This is a genomic window from Myxococcus sp. AM009, assembly GCF_013372605.1.
Lineage (GTDB): Bacteria > Myxococcota > Myxococcia > Myxococcales > Myxococcaceae > Myxococcus > Myxococcus vastator.
In genome coordinates, this window is the sequence record NZ_JABXEP010000012.1 from 31,132 (window position 1) to 48,873 (window position 17,742).

A 17,742-nucleotide genomic window follows, 5' to 3' on the forward strand; every position below is an offset into this window, starting at 1 on the left:
CTAGCGGAACTGGCCAGAGCCCTCGGCACTGCGGTTGTCGAGGACTCTGTCCAGCGTGTCTTCCAGTTGCTGGCCGTCCGCCGCGGTGACGCGGACGGAGAAGGGGCCGTCGCCCATGCCGCTGGAGTTGACGAAGTAGTTGTAGCTCTCGCGCGGGACGTCCTGCCAGCCGCCGGTGCCGCGCCGCCACTCCAGCTTCTGGATGGGCAGGCGGTGGTTGCGGACCTGGATGGCGGTCCACCAGGGGTTGCTGCCGTCCTTGAAGTGGTACTCGAGGTTCCCCGCCACGTCGCAGGACACCGGCGTCCAGGTGATGTTGACCCGGCCTTGTTGCATCTCCGCGATGCGGGCGAAGGCCTCCCGGCTCAGGTCCAGGTGGCCGGATTCACACTCCGGGCACCGGTCCACGATGCGCACGCGGACCGAGCCCTTGGGTCCGGTGATGTCCACGCACTGTCCACAGGCCGCGCTGTTGGCGTACTGGGGCGTGTTCATGGCGGCCACCATCAAGTCACCCGTCGGCTCGTAGCTGCAGTTGCCGGAGCCGTTGGCGTCGTAGAAGGTGGCGATGCCCTGTTGCTCCTCGCCCAGCGGCGCGCCGCCGCCAGACGGGTCGTCACTGCAACCGCCACAGGCGAGGAACGCCGTGGCGACAGGGAAGAGGAAGCGTCGGGACTGCGAGCGAAGGAGGTGCATGGCCGCTCAGCATACCCCTTCGAAACGGCATCGGGGTGGAGGGGCCCCAGGCACCCTCCACCCCAGCGAGCATGCGGGCTTGTGCCCCGGTGTCAGCGGCCCTGGACGGAGGCGCCCTTGAGGGCGCGGGCTTGCGTCACCAACCGCACGAACTCCTGGCGGTCGGCGTCACCCTCGGTGGCGCCCGCAGCCAGCTTCTCGGCCGTGGCCAGGCTCCAGCCCTCCGCGGAGGGGCTGTCGCGGAGGACGTCCGCGGTGGCGGCCACGGCGACGGCGAAGCGGAAGTCCGGCGACGCCTGCGCCAGCGTGTCACGCAGCTTGCTGCGCTCGAAGGGGAACTCGCGCTCGGAGGCCTCGGTGCCATTGGGCGCCTTGGCGCGGACGCGGACGGTGGCCAGCGCTTCGGTGGCCTCACCGGTCAGCTCCACCTCGTACACGGCGGTGACGTTGTGGCCGGCGCCAATCTCGCCCGCGTCCACCTTGTCGTTGCGGAAGTCGTGGTCGGCGACGTCGCGGTTCTCATAGCCCACCAGCCGGTAGCGGCGGACGGCGGCGGGGTTGAACTCCACCTGGAACTTCACGTCCTTGGCGATGACCTCCAGCGTGCCGGTGAGCTGCGTCTCGAACACCTTCTTCGCCTCGCGCAGGCTGTCCACGTAGTAGCAGTTGCCATTGCCCTTGTCCGCGAGCTTCTCCATCAGGTCGTCGCGGTAGTTGCCCATGCCGAGGCCCACGGTGGTGAGGGTGACGCCCTCCGCCGTGTACTTGTGGATGCTGTCCAGCATGGCGTTGGCGCTGACATTCCGGCCGATGTTGGCGTCACCGTCGGTGAGGACGACGACGCGGGACACCACGCTGCCGGAGGCCTTCTTCACCGCGTGGCGGTAGGCCATCTCCATGCCGGAGCCCATCGCCGTGCCGCCACCGGCCGTGAGCGAGTCGAGCGCGGCGTGGATGCGCTTCACGTCGGTGGCGGGCGTCGGCGGCAGCACGTCCCGGGTGTTGCCCGCGTAGGTGACGATGGCGACGGTGTCGTTCTCATTGAGGTTCTTCACGGCGACCTTGATGGCCTGCACGGCGAGAGGCAGCTTGTCCTCCGAGTGCATGGAGCCGCTGGTGTCCACGAGGAACACGAGGTGCGCGGGCTTGCGCTGCGAGCGCGAGACGACCTTGCCCTGCACGCCCACGCGCAGGAAGTGGCGCTGGGCATTGAAGGGGGAGGGCGCGCCCTCCAGGTGCACCGCGAAGGCGCCCGTCTCCGGGGGCGCGTAGCGGAACTTGAAGTAGTTGACGAACTCCTCCACGCGGACGGCGGACGCGGGCGGGAGCTGGCCGTTGACGAGGTAGCGGCGCGACACCGTGTACGACGCGGTGTCCACGTCCGCGGCGAACGTGGAGAGCGGGTCCTTGACCGTCTCGATGAACGCGTTGGCCTTCCAGGCCTCGAAGGTGTTGCCGCCCGCGGGGGCGGCGTCGTCCCGGGGCTGGCCTTTGAAGGGCGCGCCCGCCAAGGCATCGGCTTCCGACTTCATGGGGCGCGCTTCGCGCCGCTTGGCAGCCTCCGGCGCCGGTGAGCGCGGCATGGGCCTGGCGACCGCGTTCGGCGGCGGGGCACCCGCGGGGGTCGCCGTTCCCACGGCGGGCTCGGCCATGTCCCTGTCACGGGTGGACTCCTCGTACTCCTGGACGCGCGCGGTGCCGTCCTTCGGGGCCGCGGGAGCGGGCCGCTCGACGGTGACGCGCTCGTCGGCGGCGGGGCTGCGGCTGTGGCATGCGGGCAGGGTGCCGGCGACGAGCAGGGCACTTCCCCAGACAGTCAGTTGGCGCTTCAGCGAGAAGGGGGACATCGAGGCTCCAAGGTCGGTGAGTAGGTCGCCTCCCGAAAACGCATGGCCCGAGAAAATGGGTCTACGGCCTGATGAATTTTCCGGCGAACACCCGCGCCGGGCGTCCTTGTCTGGAGCACCCCCGTCTGACAGGGTGCCGCGCCATGCAGACCGCCAGGCCATTTCGAATTCTGGGTGTCCAGCAGATCGCCATTGGAGGCGCGGACAAGGCGCCGCTCCGCAAGCTCTGGGTCGACCTGCTGGGCTTGACGCCTCACGGCACCTACCGCAGCGAGCGCGAGAACGTGGACGAGGACATCGTCACCGCGGGCGCGGGCCCCTTCAAGGTGGAGGTGGACCTGATGCAGCCCGTGGACCCGGAGAAGAAGCCCCGCGTCCATGAGACGCCGCTCAACCACGTGGGCCTCTGGGTGGACGACCTGCCCGTGGCCGTGCGGTGGCTGGAGTCCCAGGGCCTGCGCTTCGCCCCCGGCGGCATCCGCAAGGGCGCCGCGGGCTTCGACATCTGCTTCATCCACCCCAAGGGCAGCGAGCAGTTCCCCTTCGGCGGAGAGGGCGTGCTCATCGAGCTGGTGCAGGCGCCGAAGGAGGTCATCGCCGCCTTCGAGTCGCTCTCCGCCGCGGGCCCCTGAGTCAGCGTCCGGCGGAGGCGTGCGGGCCCTGCCTGAACAGCCGCCACGAGAGGGTCCGGAGCGCGGGCCGCAGCACGCGCTCCAGCCGATCCGTGGCGACGCACAGGACGAAGGTGAGGCCGATGATGACGGCCGTCAGCACCCAGTACTGGCCCCAGCCGCTGCGGTCTCCCCAGAAGCGCTGGAAGGAGAAGACGCCGCCCAGTTGGTAGAAGAGCAGCATCTCGTGGAAGAAGTACGCGGACAGCGACGACGTGCCGAACACCTCCACGAAGCGCCGCAGCCGGGACGGCGCCGCGTCCGTGGGGATTCGAGCCTCCAGCCACGTCAACACGAGCAGCGCCGTGCTCACCCAGCCGAAGCGCGCCGCCGCGTTGGACGGATTGGCGACGAAGAAGCGGTGGGGCGGGTAGAGGTCGTAGAGGGAGTCACCGAGCACCGCGCCGGTGAAGCCCAGGCCCATCAGCACCAGCAGTGCTTTGATGAGCCCGGCGCGGCCCCAGGCGCCCGCCACCGTTCCCGCGAAGACGCCCAGCCACGCGTAGCCCAGCCAGGGCAGGAGGGGGAAGGGCGCGAAGGAGGACTTCTCCGTCAGCGTGGCCCAGGGGCCATCCACCTGTTCGCCCAGGGGTGACACGGCGAAGGTGGTCATGGCCAGCACGAAGGCGCCGGTGCTCAGCACCCTGGGGCGCGCGGAGAGCAGCGCGGCCACCGGCAGGACGATGAGCAGGCACAGGCCCACGCACTGGAGGATGTCCATGCGGAAGAGCCACCGCGGCTCGCGCAGCAGGGGGAACCACGCCCAGTTGACCAGGGTGGCCACGGCGAGCACCTCGCCAGCGCGGCGGAGGTTGCGGTGGACGCGCTCGCGGAGCACGCCGCTGGCGGCGCTGCGGACCATCATCAGCGCGGTGGCGAAGCCGGCGGAGAAGATGAACGCGGGGGCCACCAGCCCGTCGACGCGCAGCAGCCGCGCGACCCATTCGCTCTGCCGCAGCTCGGGCGTGAGCAGGGCCAGGGTGTGCGTCTGGACCATGAAGAGCACCGCGATGCCCCGGAGCCAGTCGATGGCTCGGATGCGATCACGTGAGACGAGGGCAGGGGAGGCGGGCGTAGACGTCACGGACCGCCTACCCTAAAGCATCAGCGGACCCAGCTCACGTTACTGATGGTGAATTTGGAGCCGTCCTGCTTCTCCGCGTTCGTCATCGGCGAGTACACCCGCGTGGCGAACGTGTTGGCCGCGGTGTCCACCTCCACCAGCCGCGTCAGGTTCGAGGTGTTCTCGTGATACGCCGTCAGGATTTGATGGATGACGTTGCCGTGAGCCCCCGTGCTGGCAAGGTACGCGGCGTTGCCCGTGTGCCCTGAGAAGACGAACCGCACGTTGGCGTACTGCTTGATGAGCTGGTCGAACACGTACTGCGGGCTGTTGTTGCCATAGCCGCCGTTGCGCTGCTCGATGGCGCCGCCGCCATTCAGGTGGGAGTGGGTGTTGATGATGACGTTGTGGCGCGGATGTTGCGCCAGCACCGTCTTCGCCCAGTCGACGGCGCCGGTGCGCGCCCACAGCTCCAGGTTGAGCACCAGCCAGTCCAGGCCGCCCGCGGAGAACGTGTGGAAGGAGTTGTCAACCTTCCCCGGCTCGTAGACGCCCTGCAGCGCGGTGAAGCGCGTGAGCGGGAAGTGCGCGTTGAAGGTGGAGGTGTCGCGCAGGTTGGCGTTGACGTTGCCGGGGCAGGCGCTCCCGCCGGGGCACACGGCCGCCGTGTCGTGGTTGCCGATGGCGTAGACGTAGGGGAGGCCGGCGGCGTCCAGGAGCTCGGTGGCCTCGCTGGCGCGCACGTACTGGATGTGGTCCGGCGTGTCCCAGTTCACGACGTCGCCCGTGTGCAGCACGAAGCGCAGGTCGAGCGAGGCCTGGTTGGCCACCAGCCACTGGTACCGGTGGACGAGCCGCGTGGGGGGCGTGGTGAGGACCTCGTTCTGCGTGTCGGGGATGACGGCGAAGGTGAACTTCGTGTCGACCGGCGGCGCGGACTCGGGTGCGGCGTAGAACTTGATGCCCTGGTTGACCCAGCCGGCGGAGGCGAGCGCGTCGCGCTGGGCCTCGGTGATGGCGAAGCGGTGCTTGCGCAGCGTGGTGTTGGAGAAGCGGTACACGGGAACGAGGCACGCCGCGGCCGTCTTCGACGCGTAGAAGCCGACGTTCTCGTTCGTCGTGTAGCCCCCGTTCTGCATGAGGTCGTTCCGCTCGGCCTCATCGATGGTCCAGAAGTGCTCCTGCCGGCTGGGGCTGTAGATGCGGTAGACGGGGGACAGCCCCGTCCCCGTGGAGGCCGCGGCGAGGAACGCCACGCCCCGGTCTTCCGTGTAGCCCCAGGTGGTGGCGGCGTTGGCGGCCTCGTTCGCGTTGAGCGTGTAGAGGCTGTCTCCGGTGGCCGGCTTGATGCGGTGATGGACGGCCCGGCTCAGTGAGGCGCAGTTCAGCGCGGACTCGGCGCTGGCGACCTCGGGCCGCGACTCCACCGGGCCGCCGCACGCCGCCAGCAGGCCCAGCAGTGCCACGGGGACCGCGGTTTTCAGGTGTCTCAAAGGTGTCTCCTCGCAAGAGGTGTGTCGCGGACAGGGATGTCCGCAAAACGAGCATTGCGAGGAAATCAATAGCACCTGGGTTGCGGTCGTGGAAGACCCACCTTGGGCAGTGTCTACCTGTAACCCGTGGCGTCGGCGGGCTTGCCCGCGTCCTGGACCTCGACGACGTAGCGCCAGGCATCGGGCTGGCTGCCATCCAGGTCCGTGAAGCCGTAGACCCGCGCGAGCTGGCCACTGGACAGGGACTGACCGTTCCACCGGGCCTTGTCCGCGTCAGAGGCCAGCGCGGCCACGGCGCGGCCGACATAGGCCGGCGACTCCGAGATGACGAAGTGGGGCTCCTTCACCGTGGCGTCGCGCCAGTTCTGCTCGGTGACGCCGAAGTGCTCCAGCATGCCTTCGGAGCGCATCCAGCCCGGCGTCAGCGCGACGGCGGTGGCGCCATGGGGCTTCAGCTCCCGCGCCTGGCTCCAAGCCAGCCGGAGGACAGAGGCCTTCGCGAGGTCATAGAACGTGGAGATGCGGTAGTTCGTCGCGTTGTAGTCGGCGGTGCCGTCGGTGACCTCGACGACGAGCCCTCCCGGGCGGCGGATGAGCAGCGGCAGGGCGAAGTGGCTGGTGATGAGGTGCGTCTCCACACCCAGCCGGAGCAGCCGCAGCCCCTTGTCGAGCGAGTGCTCCCACACGCTCTTGTTCCACTCGAAGATGTGCTCGCCGCCCCAGATGTCGTTCACGAGCACGTCGAGCCGGCCCTGCTCCCGGTCGATGCGCTCCACCAATGACTGGACCTGTTCGGGCTCCAGGTGGTCCGTCCGCACGGCGATGCCCAGCCCGCCCGCCGCCGTCACCTGCTCGGCGGTGTCCTCGATGGTCTCCGGCCGGTTCTGCTCCGAGCGCTGCGCTCGAGTCGTCCGGCCCGTGACATAGACGGTGGCGCCCTCCGCGCCGAGCTGCACCGCGATGCCCCGTCCCGCCCCACGCGTGCCGCCCGCGACCAGCGCCACGCGTCCCTTCAGCGAATCCTTCATGTCCCGCATGCCTGCCTCCTCCTGGAATGTGCGCACTACGGGGAGAGCCTACGGAGGGTTGTTGACACCTCCTGTCATGATTGGGCGAGTTGGCGCGGTTCGCGCAAGAACGCACCGCAACCTTTTCACGGCTCACCTGTTCAACGTCTCGCGAGGAGGTTGCGTGATTCGACGACTCATCCTGGGCGCCGCCCTCTGTCCGCCGTGGGCCGCGCTCGCCAAACCGCCAGCGGGAGGCGTGGTCTGTGCCACCTATCCCTCGGCTCCGGCCTGCACCGGACAGCAGCCGGCCTGCACGCTCTGCCATACGGCCCCTCCGCAGCGGAACGTCTTCGGCGCCGCGCTGGAGCCCCACCTGGCGCCCGGTGCGCCCAGGCCGCTCTCGGATGGCGATTTCTCCCTGTCCCTGCCTGCCGCGCTGCGCGCCGTCGAGCCCGAGGACACGGATGGCGACGGCGTGACGAACGTGGAGGAGCTGCTGCGCGGCACGCTGCCCGCGGACCCGGCCAGTGTGCCCGCCTCGGAGCCCGGGGACTGCGTGGCGGGGCAGAACCCCGGCTACGACATCTGCCGCTATGACTTGCGCTTCGCCTACCGGCGGGTGCTGCTCGACTTCTGCGGACGGTCGCCAACCTACGCGGAGCTCCAGGACTTCGCCGCGCGCGGGGACGACAGCAAGCGCGAGTTCATCGACGCGGAGCTGGAGCGCTGCACGGGCAGCGAGTTCTGGCGGGGCAAGGACGGGCAGCTCTGGAAGCTGGCCCACCCGAAGATTCGTCCGGTGGGCTCCATCAAGTCGGGCGAGGACGCGGGCCCGATTCCGCTCGCGGACTACTACGACGACTACGCGCTCTACGCCTACGCCCAGCTCGACCACCACGATGCGCGCGAGGTGATGACGGCGACGTACTTCGTGAGCCGTCAGACGGAGCCCACGCGCTACACCGCGACGCTGGCGTTGCCCTCTCAGTTCGTGGAGGAGGGCCGCCGCGCCGGCAACCTCACCTCGGCGTGGAGCCTCACGTCCTTCGTGATGTTCACCGCGCTGCCCCGGAACGCCGCGTCGCAGAGCTACCGCGCCTACCTGGGGCTCGACATCGCGCTCCAGGAGGGGCTCTACAGCATCCCCGGTGAGCCTCGGGACTACGACGCCAAGGGCGTCCAGGCGCCGGCCTGCGCCGCCTGCCATGCGACGCTGGACCCGCTGAGCTATCCCTTCCGCAACTACAACGGCATCGCCGGCGCCGCCTCGGCGCGCTACGTGCCCGACCGAATCGAGCGGTACTTCAGCGCCGAGGCGCCCGACATCACCCAGATACCGGAGGCTGGCTTCCTGCTGGGCCAGCCCGTGAGGGACCTGGTCGAGTGGGCCCAGGTCGGCGCCAACAGCGACGCCTTCGCCAGCTCCGCCGTCACCGACTACTGGAAGCTGCTCGTGGGGCACCCGCCGACGGCCGAGGAGCAGGCCGAGTTCGTCACCCTGTGGCAGCGCTTCAAGGGCACGCATCAGTACAGCGTGCAGCGCATGCTTCATGACCTGATTCGCACGGAGGCCTACGGTGCGCCCTGAAACGCTGGTTGTCATGGCGGTGCTCGCGCTCGCGGGCTGCACGCGGCAGCCGATCGCCACGGTGCTGGACGTGGATGCCGGAGTCCCCCCGGTGGGGAACGAGTCGGACGCGGGCACGCCCGTGGCTGTCGCCAGGTCGACCCGGAACAACCTTCGCTTCAAGGGGCCCGAACGGCTGACGACGGACTTCGCGGCGGCGCTCGACCTGCCTCCGGCGGGGCTGTGCAACGAGCTGGGGCAGTACCCCTGCGCGGCGTTCGTCCACACCGTCACGCTGGGCGGCGTGGAGCCGTACCAGAGCGGCTTCTATGAGCCACTGCCCGTCACGGGGGTGACGACGCCCATCGCCGTGGAGCGAATGGCCCTGGCGGGCTGCACCCAGCGCGTCGCGCTCGATGTGAGCGCGCCGGCGGCGGCCGTCATCTTCAAGGGCGTCGGTCTGGATGCCCAGGGCCGGCTAGAGGACCGGGCCGGGCCGCCGGTCCGAGCCGCCATCCACGCGCTCTACCAACGCGGCCTCCAGCGTGACGCCGAGGCGGAGGAGGTGGACGCCTGGATTCAGCTCGCCGCGGACATCGACGCCGCGGGCAGCACGCGTCCTGGCCGCGACTGGATGACCGCGGTCTGCTTCGCCGTCCTCTCCTCCGCCGAGTCCGTCTTCTTCTGAAGGAGCCTTCCATGTCACTTCGCAAAGATGGCCGGCTCTCGCGCCGGGAGTTGGTGCGGGCGCTGTCGCTGTGCGCCGCGGGCTCGACGGTGTTGGGGCCGCTGCTGACCGGATGCCGCGAGGCGCTCGATACGCCCGGTTCGCTGGGGCAGCGTGGCGGAGTCCGTCAGGCGCGGCTCGACGGCAAGCCCCGCTTCCTCATCGTCGTGGGGGCGGCGGGCGGCGCCTCCATCATCGACAGCTTCCTCGCGGTCCGGGCGTCGGAGGCGGGGCCAAATGCGGCCCGGCTCAACACGTTCGCGGAGGGGCAGGTGCAGAGCGTGCTGGGCTCGCCTTTCAGGGCGGTGCAGGTGAGCAGTCCGCGGCTTGGAAACATCCCCGTGCCGGTGAGGACGGACCAGCTGCCCTTCGTGACGAAGCACAAGGCGTCGATGCTGGTGGCGACGTCGGTGGGGACCTCGGTCAACCACGTCATCGCGCAGAAGCGGAGCCTGACGGGGAGCTCGGCGTGGCGGGGAAGGACGCTGCAGGAGTGCGTGGCCTTGCAGTACGGCGCGGGCTTTCCCCTCCCCAACGTGAACATGGGCATGGGCGGGTACGCGGAGCGGGGGACGGACGCCTCCCTGCCCGCGCACTGCTACGGCGAGGTGGTGACGAACCCGTCGCTGTGGCCCCTGGGGCTCGACGGGCGCAAGGGGCTCAAGGACGTGCCGCCAGAAGACGTGGTGGCCCTGGCGCGTGAGGCGCGAAACACGCTCGATGCGCGCTCCGTCTTCGGCCAGACGTTCGAGAACGCGCCCGCGCTCCGGCGGTGGAATGAGCAGCGCGGCGTCGGGCAGCCGGCGCTGGAGCAGAAGGACCTCATCAACCGCCTCAACGTGCTGCCGGACGCGCCGCCGCGGCTTCCCCTGTCCGAGTACGGACTGTCCAGCTCCCCGGACGGAGCGCGCCTTCGCGCGGCCTTCCCGGATTACTTCACGGACCCCGTGGAGGGCCAGGCGGCGCTGGCCTTCCTGCTGCTCAAGCACCGGGTGTCGGTGACGGTGACGCTGGGGCCTTCGTTCAACGTCGCGGTGGGCGGGGAGACGGGCATCGCCAACCCGCCGCTGGCCTTCGACTTCAGCCACAACGACCACCGGACCGGGCAGGCCTTCATGTGGGCGCGCGTGCTGGGCGTGGTCGACCGGCTCATCGATTTGCTCAAGGCGGAGCCATTCGATGCGGAGTCCGGCGAGAGTCTCTGGGACCGCACGCTCATCTACGTCGCCACCGAGTTCGGCCGCACGCGGCCCCGCGCCTTGAATGCCACCGAGTTCGGCACCGGGCATGACCTCAACAATGGCTTCCTGTTGCTCTCACCCATGCTCCGGGGCAACACCGTGCTGGGCGGAGTCGATCCGCACACGACGTTGACCTACGGCTTCGACCCACGCACGGGAGCGCCCGCGCCGGGGAAGCTGGAGTCGAACGAGGCGGACATCTTCTCCGGCATCCTGACGGCCATGGGCGTCGACACCTCCGGCAGCGGGCTGCCCGATGCGAGCGGCTTCCTGCCCACGTGACAGCGCGTGCGGCTCAGCGCGCGGGGCACGTCAGCCCTGGCTCCGGCGCCCCGCGGTCCTGGAGCTGCATCAGGCAATGAAGGGCGTCGGGGTCCGCGGAGTCAGCCAGGTACGTCCGGCGCCACAGCATCGCGGCCACTCGCCGGGGAAGCTGGGGATCCGGCGCCACCAGGGCCCTGCGGACGCCGTTGCCACCGCGAGGCGCCGCCGCTGCCGCGGCTTCGAGCTTCGCCACTTCGTCCGGACAGCCGTCCGGGCAGTTGTAGAGGAACACCGCGTGCCCGTGCTCCAGGTTGTGGACATAGAGGCAGGAGGCCACGGGCTCGGAGGAGACCCCGCACGGCGCCACGTTGCCGCAGTGGAGGCCGGAGTTGGGCGGATTCTCCCCGTTGCCGCACCCTTCGCTCGAACAGGTGTCGAGGTGGTGTGAAGGGCTCGGCTCCGACAGTGGAAAGCTGAAGCGCTCACACGCGTCGCCATCGTCGGAAGGGGAGTCGCCGCAGCCGGTGAGCGCGAGGACCGTGAGGAGGGGGAGGAGCGGACGGGGCATCACGGCCGCGTCATACCGCATCAGCCGGGGAATGCGCCCCGTCGCTCCACGTCGATGTCGCGCAGGCCCTTGAAGCCCAGGCGGGCGGCGAAGCGGAGGAAGTCCTCCCGGGACAGGCTGCCCGCACGCGTGTTCGGCGGAAGCACGGCCAGGTCCATCGGCACGCGGCTGCGCACGGCGAAGTCCACGCGGCCCGGCAGGTAGCCCGCATTGGCGGCGATGATGAGGTGCTCGGGGAGCCGCTGGACCCAGCGCACCGCGACCTGCGGATGGACCTGGGCCTCCGAGCTGAACAGCAGCAATGCCACGGGACTGGCGATGCGCGGCGGTGTCTTCGAGCACCGCAGCACCTCTCGCTGCACCTCCAGCCGGCAGTCATGCAGCGTGTCGACGCCGGGGACATTGCCCCGGGTGATGTCGGTGGCGCTCCCCGCCCGGAGGAGGACCTCCAGCGCCACCGGTGCCGCGAACCGCGAGGACCGCCGGGCCGCGTTCAGCAGGGCCACGGATTCCGTCACGGCGGTGCGTCCGGCTCGGCGGAGCGCGTCCTTGAGGGACGGGATGGGGGCATCCACGCCCTGATCCGCCACGGTCCCCAGGACGGCCAGCCATTCCAGCGGGCCCGGAACGACCTGGGGCGACACGAGCGCATAGGTCAGCAGGCTGCAGCTGACCGCGGGCTCCAGGTCCCTCGCGGAGAGCACCATGGCGCCAGGCGCCCTGGCCGCCTCTGCCCGCGGCGCCACGACGAGCGTGGGAACAGCCGAAGGGACGCTCGAGTCGCCCCACGGCGCCAGCATCTCGAGCACCACCAACGCATCGGGCGGCGCCGCACGCAGGCGCTCCTGAAACACCGGCGAGAACGCATGTTCGCCCTTGCCCGGTACTCGCGCCGTCACATGCGCACCCACGGCCTGGAGCGCGCGGCTGACCAGTGCCGCCGCGGCGAGCCCATCCACACCGGGGTGGGGCGCCACCACCACGCGGCGGCCCTTCAGCTCCGTCAGGAAGTGGCGGGCGTGCGCCAGCGCTTCTTCGGACGCGGGCCAGCGCGGGTCCTTCATGTGTCCGAGCAACATGGCCGAAGGTGTAACGCCTCCGGGTGACACGGACGGCGGGGGCGCGCCGCCCGCAAGGTCTCCGGCCGGGCGGAGGCGAGGCGAGCGAGGCACCCGTGAGCGCGAGCCCATCCCCGGCGTGTCGCGCCGCGTCGGTGGAGTGCGCGTTTCGCGACAGTGTGGTGCCTCCCGGGGCGGGGGAGCGCCCAGTTTCGGGGTGTCATCAGGCGCGGGTTCTTCTACGGTCCGCGGCCATGAACCGGAAACGTCCCCTGAATTCCCTCCTGCGTGCGGCCGCGGCCATGGCGCTGCCCGCCTTCCTGGGGTGTGCCCAGGATTCGCAAGTGACGCGCGAGGCGCCTGCGCCCGCCGAGTCTCCCGCCATCGCGGCGCAGCCCACGCCGGAAGAGGCGAAGGCCTTCGCGGAGAAGGTGAACGCGGACCTCAAGCGCCTGTGGACGAAGCAGGCCACCGCGGAGTGGATCAAGTCCACGCACATCACCGACGACACCGAGCAGAACGCCGCCTTCGTCAACGAAGAGGTGCTGGCCTACGTCAACGGCGCCATCAAGGAGGCGCGGCGCTTCGATGGCCTGACGCTGGACGCGGACACCGCGCGCATGCTGCGCCTGCTCAAGGTGTCCCAGGCGCTGCCGGCGCCGTCGGATGCGGAGAAGCGGTCGGAGCTGGCCGCCACGGCGGCGAAGCTGGAGGGCCTCTACGGCAAGGGCAAGTACTGCGGGCCGGACGGGAAGGGAAAGTGCCGCGACCTGGAGGTGCTGTCCGACGTCATCGCGGAGAGCCGCGACTACGACGAGCTGCTGGACGCGTGGCAGGGCTGGCACTCCGTGGCCCGTCCCATGCGGCCGCTGTACGAGCGCCTGGTGTCCATCTCCAACGAGGGCGCGAAGGACATCGGCTTCAACGACCTGGGCACGCTGTGGCGCTCCGCGTATGACATGTCGCCGGCCGAGTTCGAGGTCGAGGCCCAGCGGCTGTGGGGCCAGGTGAAGCCGCTCTACGACGACCTGCACTGCTACGTGCGCGGCCGGCTGGCGAAGCAGTACGGCGCCGACAAGGTGCCCGACGGCGAGCCCATCCCCGCGCATCTGCTGGGCAACATGTGGGCGCAGGAGTGGAACAACATCTACCCACTGGTGGAGCCCTTCCCCGGACAGGCCAGCCTGGACGTGGACGCGGCGCTGAAGCAGCAGAAGTATGACGCGCTGCGCATGGTGAAGCTGGGTGAGAAGTTCTTCACCTCGCTGGGCCTCAAGCCGCTGCCGAAGAGCTTCTTCGAGCGCTCGCAGTTCACCAAGCCGGAGGGCCGCGACGTCGTCTGCCACGCCAGCGCCTGGGACGTGAACTACAGCAACGACCTGCGCATCAAGATGTGCATCAAGCCCACGGAGGAGGACCTCGTCACCATCCACCACGAACTGGGCCACAACTACTACTACACGTACTACTACCAGCTCCCGGTCCTCTATCAGGCTGGCGCGAACGACGGCTTCCACGAGGCCATTGGTGACGCGCTCACGCTGTCCATCACCCCGGGCTACCTGCAGCAGGCGGGGCTGCTGCAAGCCGTTCCAAAGAACGAGAAGAACCTCATCAACCTGCAGATGAAGGACGCGCTGGAGAAGATTGCCTTCCTGCCGTTCGGTCTGCTCGTGGACCAGTGGCGCTGGGAGGTGTTCTCCGGCCGCGTGCAGCCGGCGGACTACAACAAGTCCTGGTGGACGCTGCGGGAGAAGTACCAGGGCGTCGCCGCGCCGGTGGCCCGTTCGGAGCAGGACTTCGACCCGGGGGCGAAGTACCATGTGCCCGCAAACGTTCCGTATACGCGGTATTTCCTGGCGCGCATCCTCCAGTTCCAGTTCCACAAGGCGCTGTGCGAGGCGTCTGGCTACAAGGGCGCCCTCCACGAGTGCTCCATCTATGGGAACAAGGAGGCCGGCAAGCGGCTCCAGGCCATGTTGGAGCTGGGCGCGAGCAAGCCGTGGCCTGACGCGCTCCAGGCCATGACGGGGACCCGGCAGATGGATGCCGGTCCGCTGCTCGACTACTTCAGCCCGCTGCGCACCTGGCTCCAGGCGCAGAACCAGGGCCAGAAGTGCGGTTGGTGACGGTCGGGAGTAGACGCGCCGGGCGACCCCGCTTAAATTGATGCCGTCTAGGCGAGTTCGCTCGTAGGACCGGACGGCGGATATTCGCGTCCGTGACGAAAGAAGAAGAGCGCAAATGGCTACTGGTTCCGTGAAGTGGTTCAACGATGCGAAGGGTTTCGGTTTCCTCACTCAGGACGGTGGTGGTGAGGACGTGTTCTGCCACCACACCGCCATCAACATGGATGGCTTCCGTACCCTTCAGGAGGGCCAGAAGGTGGAGTTCGAAGTGACCCGCGGCCCCAAGGGCCTGCAGGCCCAGAACGTCCGGTCGGCCTGAGCCGAGCGTCGTTCGAACTGCTTCTGATGCATCATGAGGGTCCGGCCCCACGGGGTCGGGCCCTTCGTGCTTTTGGAGAGCGCTCCGTGCCTTTGTCGACGAAGTTCCGCCGCTCACGCGCCTGGCTGCTGCCCGTCCTCGCCGCGCTGGGGTGCTCCACCACGCCCGCCGTGCCGTCGAGCACGGGCGCCTCGTCCGAGGCACCGCCCGCTGTCAACGTCCCGGAGAAGGAGTCCGCCGCCATGCCGTCCACGTTCGACGCCGCGGCCTTGAAGGCGGAGCTCGTGGCGCGGCACGGTGAGGCGCAGCGGGCCCGCATCGAGCGGGGCGTGGCGCAGGTGGCGATGATGTGGCGGCCGGAGGACGGAGACCTCGCGGCCTTCGCGCGTGAACAGTTCCTGTCGGACCCGAAGGCGCTCGACGCGACCTTCCAGCGGCTGGAGCGGCTGTTCGAGCAGCTCGACGGGCACCTGTACGAAATCGGGCGCGAGCTCCAGTGGTACACCGACCTGGACCTGGGGCCGCTGCTGCCGGTGGAGCCCCTGGTGGCGGCTTATAATCCGGCGGCCCACGTCACCATGGACCTGTTCCGCGCGCGCGTGGGGTTCGTGGTGTTGCTCAACTTCCCGCTCACCACGCTGGCGGAGCGCGTGGAGCAGGGGCCGTCGTGGACGCGGCGGCAGTGGGCCGAGACGCGGCTGGCCGGGCGCTTCAACCAGCGCGTCCCCGCGGAGATTGAACAGGCGTCCTCGCGCGCCAGCGCCGCGGCCAACCTGTACATCGCTGAATACAACATCTGGATGCATCACCTGGTGGATGGGCAGGGGCGGCGGCCCTTCCCCAAGGGGCTGCGGCTCATCAGCCACTGGAACCTGCGTGACGAGCTGAAGGGTGACTACTCCGATGCGGCGACGGGCGCGCTGAAGCAGCGGATGATCGTCCAGGTGATGGAGCGCATCGTCACCCAGACGATTCCCGCGGCCGTCATCGACAACCCGCGGCTGGACTGGAACCCGTTCACCAACACCGTCGCGGTGGCCCCGCCGGAGACGGTGGAGGCGGATGCGCCCGCGCGCACGACGACGCCGGACGCGTCACCGGAGCCGGACACGCGCTACGCGCACCTGCTGGCCACGTTCCAGGCGGCGCGTCAGGCGGACCCCTACGTGCCGGTGGCGCCCACGCGAATCGCCCGGAGCTTCGAGCTGGGCCGCGAGCTGCCGGAGGCGCGCGTCCGGGCGCTGCTGACGCAGGTGCTGGAGTCACCGCTGGTGCCGCGCGTGGCGAAGGAGATTGAAGCGCGCCTGGGCCGGAAGCTGGAGCCGCAGGACCTCTGGTACTCGGGCTTCAATCCGGGCGGCAAGCGGCCGGAGTCCGAACTGGATGCGCTGACGCGCGAGCGCTACCCCACGGCGGACGCGTTCGCGAAGGACCTGCCGCGCATCCTCCAGGGCATGGGCTTCACGAAGGCGAAGGCCGTGTGGCTGGCGGAGCGCATCCGCGTGGACGCGTCGCGCGGAGCGGGGCACGCGCAGCCGGCGCTGCGGCGAGGCGACTTCCCCCGGCTGCGCACGCGCGTGGAGAAGGGGGGCATGGACTACAAGGGCTACAACATCGCGGTGCACGAGCTGGGGCACAACGTGGAGCAGGTGTTCAGCCTCTACGGCGTGGACCACACGCTGCTCGCGGGGGTGCCCAACAACGCCTTCACGGAGGCGCTGGCCTTCGTGTTCCAGTCACGCGACCTGGAGCTGCTCGGGCTGGGCACGCCGGACGCGGCGAGCGAGCGGGAGCGGGTGCTCGGCGAGCTGTGGCAGACGTGGGAGCGCGCGGGCATCGCGTTGGTGGACATGGCGGTGTGGCACTGGCTGTACGCGCACCCGGAGGCCACGCCGGCCCAGCTTCGCGAGGCGGTGGTGGGAATCGCCCGCGACGTGTGGAACCAATCCTTCGCGCCGGTGCTGGGCGGGGAGGGGAGCACGCTGCTGGCCGTCTACAGCCACATGATCAGCTACCCGCTCTACCTGCCCGACTATCCGCTGGGCCACCTCATCGCGTTCCAGATTGAGGAGCACCTGAAGCGCAAGGGGCCGCTGGGCGCCGAGTTCGAACGCATGGCCACCTACGGCTCAGTGACGCCGGACCTGTGGATGGTTCATGCGACCGGGGCCCCGGTGAGCGCGGAGCCGTTGCTCCGCGCCGCCGAGGCCGCCTTGAGTCGCTGACCTACGGCTGCCGGGACGTGTCGCCGGGGATGTCGATGAGCTCGACGTCGAAGGTGAGGACGGCGTTGGGCGGGATGCGAGAGCCGGAGGGCGGCCGCTCGCCGTAGGCGGTGTTGCCGGGGCAGGTGAGCTTCGCCTTTCCGCCCACCTTCATCTTCGCCACGCCCTGCGTCCAGCAGGGGATGACGCCGTTGAGCGGGAACTCGACGGGGATGCCGCGACGGGCGGAGGTGTCGAAGATGGTGCCGTCCACCAGCCGGCCCTCGTAGTGGACCTTGACGGTGTCGACGGCGCGCGGGCTGCGGCCGGCGCCCGCCTGGACCTGCTTGTAGACGACGCCGGAGGGGAGCACCTCCGCGCCGGGCTCCTTCGCGGCGCGCTCCAGCGCGGCCTTGCCCGCGAGCGCCTGCCGGCTCTTGGCGAAGGCTTGAATCCGCTGCGCCTGGTCCTTCGGGTCGATGTCGGACGTCTTTCCACCGAGCCCGTCGCCCAGGCCCTGCTGCAGCACCTTCAGCTCCTCGGGCGACAACGCGAAGAGGGACAAGTCACGGCCAATGGAGAGGCCGAGCGTATAGAGCGTCTCCCGGTCTTCCTCGGACAGCGCGGCGGCCGGAGTCGCCGGCGCGGCCTTGGCCGCGGGCTTCTTCGCCGACTTCGAGTCCTGCGCCTGGGCGCCCGTCGCGCCGAGCGCGAACACCAGGGCGGCCGTCCACATCGAGTGCATGCATCCACCTTTCATGAAATCCGGCGCACTATAGAGCGTGGCCGCGCGCTCGGTAGACACAAGCCCGCGCGAAGAATTCACCGAGGAAGCACAGCGAGCGCGCGAGGCCTCCGCGCGCCGTCCGTTTTCTTGCGACTTCA

At 69.7% G+C, this 17,742-nt stretch carries 15 protein-coding genes; 7 read left to right on the forward strand and 8 right to left on the reverse strand.

Features of this window, described 5'->3' with window-relative positions; translation table 11 throughout:
- Window positions 1-696: an expansin EXLX1 family cellulose-binding protein gene (locus HV824_RS05150; protein WP_176417590.1), complete on the reverse strand. Its 696-nt coding sequence runs from the start codon at window positions 694-696 to the stop codon at window positions 1-3.
- Between the two features lie 92 nt (window positions 697-788).
- The gene (locus HV824_RS05155; RefSeq protein ID WP_176422800.1) at window positions 789-2,543 is read right to left on the reverse strand and encodes a von Willebrand factor type A domain-containing protein; all 1,755 of its coding nucleotides are present in this window, start codon (window positions 2,541-2,543) and stop codon (window positions 789-791) included.
- A gap of 143 nt (window positions 2,544-2,686) precedes the next feature.
- On the opposite strand from HV824_RS05155, the gene HV824_RS05160 reads away from it, so the two are divergent.
- Window positions 2,687-3,175 carry a VOC family protein gene (locus HV824_RS05160; RefSeq protein ID WP_176417588.1) on the forward strand — a complete coding sequence of 163 codons (489 nt, stop codon included), beginning with the start codon at window positions 2,687-2,689 and terminating at the stop codon, window positions 3,173-3,175.
- A gap of 1 nt (window position 3,176) precedes the next feature.
- Here the strand turns inward: HV824_RS05160 and HV824_RS05165 are convergent, their stop codons facing one another.
- From HV824_RS05165 to HV824_RS05175, 3 genes are all read right to left on the reverse strand, one after another.
- The gene (locus HV824_RS05165) at window positions 3,177-4,298 is read right to left on the reverse strand and encodes a heparan-alpha-glucosaminide N-acetyltransferase domain-containing protein (RefSeq protein ID WP_176422801.1); all 1,122 of its coding nucleotides are present in this window, start codon (window positions 4,296-4,298) and stop codon (window positions 3,177-3,179) included.
- Between the two features lie 20 nt (window positions 4,299-4,318).
- Window positions 4,319-5,770 carry a metallophosphoesterase gene (locus tag HV824_RS05170; protein ID WP_176422802.1) on the reverse strand — a complete coding sequence of 484 codons (1,452 nt, stop codon included), beginning with the start codon at window positions 5,768-5,770 and terminating at the stop codon, window positions 4,319-4,321.
- A gap of 113 nt (window positions 5,771-5,883) precedes the next feature.
- Complete coding sequence (locus tag HV824_RS05175) at window positions 5,884-6,798, reverse strand: SDR family oxidoreductase (RefSeq protein ID WP_176417598.1); 915 nt, start codon at window positions 6,796-6,798, stop codon at window positions 5,884-5,886.
- Window positions 6,799-6,961: 163 nt separating this feature from the next.
- Between HV824_RS05175 and HV824_RS05180 the strand changes: the two genes are divergently transcribed.
- From HV824_RS05180 to HV824_RS05190, 3 genes are read left to right on the forward strand one after another with little or no spacing between them, the layout of a single operon-like run.
- The gene (locus tag HV824_RS05180; protein WP_176417585.1) at window positions 6,962-8,368 is read left to right on the forward strand and encodes a hypothetical protein; all 1,407 of its coding nucleotides are present in this window, start codon (window positions 6,962-6,964) and stop codon (window positions 8,366-8,368) included.
- The gene (locus tag HV824_RS05185; RefSeq protein WP_368670921.1) at window positions 8,358-9,035 is read left to right on the forward strand and encodes a hypothetical protein; all 678 of its coding nucleotides are present in this window, start codon (window positions 8,358-8,360) and stop codon (window positions 9,033-9,035) included. Before HV824_RS05180 ends, HV824_RS05185 begins: the two co-directional genes overlap by 11 nt.
- 11 nt (window positions 9,036-9,046) lie before the next feature.
- On the forward strand, window positions 9,047-10,597 hold the full coding sequence (locus HV824_RS05190; protein ID WP_176417584.1) for a hypothetical protein: 1,551 nt from the start codon (window positions 9,047-9,049) through the stop codon (window positions 10,595-10,597).
- Window positions 10,598-10,610: 13 nt separating this feature from the next.
- Here HV824_RS05190 and HV824_RS05195 read toward each other — a convergent pair whose 3' ends face one another.
- The gene (locus HV824_RS05195; RefSeq protein ID WP_176417583.1) at window positions 10,611-11,168 is read right to left on the reverse strand and encodes a DUF3105 domain-containing protein; all 558 of its coding nucleotides are present in this window, start codon (window positions 11,166-11,168) and stop codon (window positions 10,611-10,613) included.
- A complete protein-coding gene (locus HV824_RS05200; RefSeq protein ID WP_255207776.1) occupies window positions 11,168-12,226 on the reverse strand; it encodes a hypothetical protein in 1,059 nt (352 codons plus the stop codon). The genes HV824_RS05195 and HV824_RS05200 overlap by 1 nt, the downstream gene beginning before the upstream one ends.
- Before the next feature lie 233 nt (window positions 12,227-12,459).
- On the opposite strand from HV824_RS05200, the gene HV824_RS05205 reads away from it, so the two are divergent.
- The 3 genes from HV824_RS05205 to HV824_RS05215 all read left to right on the forward strand — a co-directional run bounded on the left by HV824_RS05205 (window position 12,460) and on the right by HV824_RS05215 (window position 16,878).
- Window positions 12,460-14,334 carry a M2 family metallopeptidase gene (locus HV824_RS05205; RefSeq protein WP_176422803.1) on the forward strand — a complete coding sequence of 625 codons (1,875 nt, stop codon included), beginning with the start codon at window positions 12,460-12,462 and terminating at the stop codon, window positions 14,332-14,334.
- A gap of 115 nt (window positions 14,335-14,449) precedes the next feature.
- The gene (locus HV824_RS05210) at window positions 14,450-14,653 is read left to right on the forward strand and encodes a cold-shock protein (protein ID WP_163781045.1); all 204 of its coding nucleotides are present in this window, start codon (window positions 14,450-14,452) and stop codon (window positions 14,651-14,653) included.
- 242 nt (window positions 14,654-14,895) lie between these two features.
- Window positions 14,896-16,878, forward strand: a complete 1,983-nt coding sequence (locus HV824_RS05215) for a hypothetical protein (RefSeq protein WP_176422814.1) — start codon at window positions 14,896-14,898, stop codon at window positions 16,876-16,878.
- 1 nt (window position 16,879) lies between these two features.
- Here HV824_RS05215 and HV824_RS05220 read toward each other — a convergent pair whose 3' ends face one another.
- On the reverse strand, window positions 16,880-17,602 hold the full coding sequence (locus HV824_RS05220; RefSeq protein WP_255207777.1) for an FKBP-type peptidyl-prolyl cis-trans isomerase: 723 nt from the start codon (window positions 17,600-17,602) through the stop codon (window positions 16,880-16,882).
- Window positions 17,603-17,742: the final 140 nt, after the last annotated feature.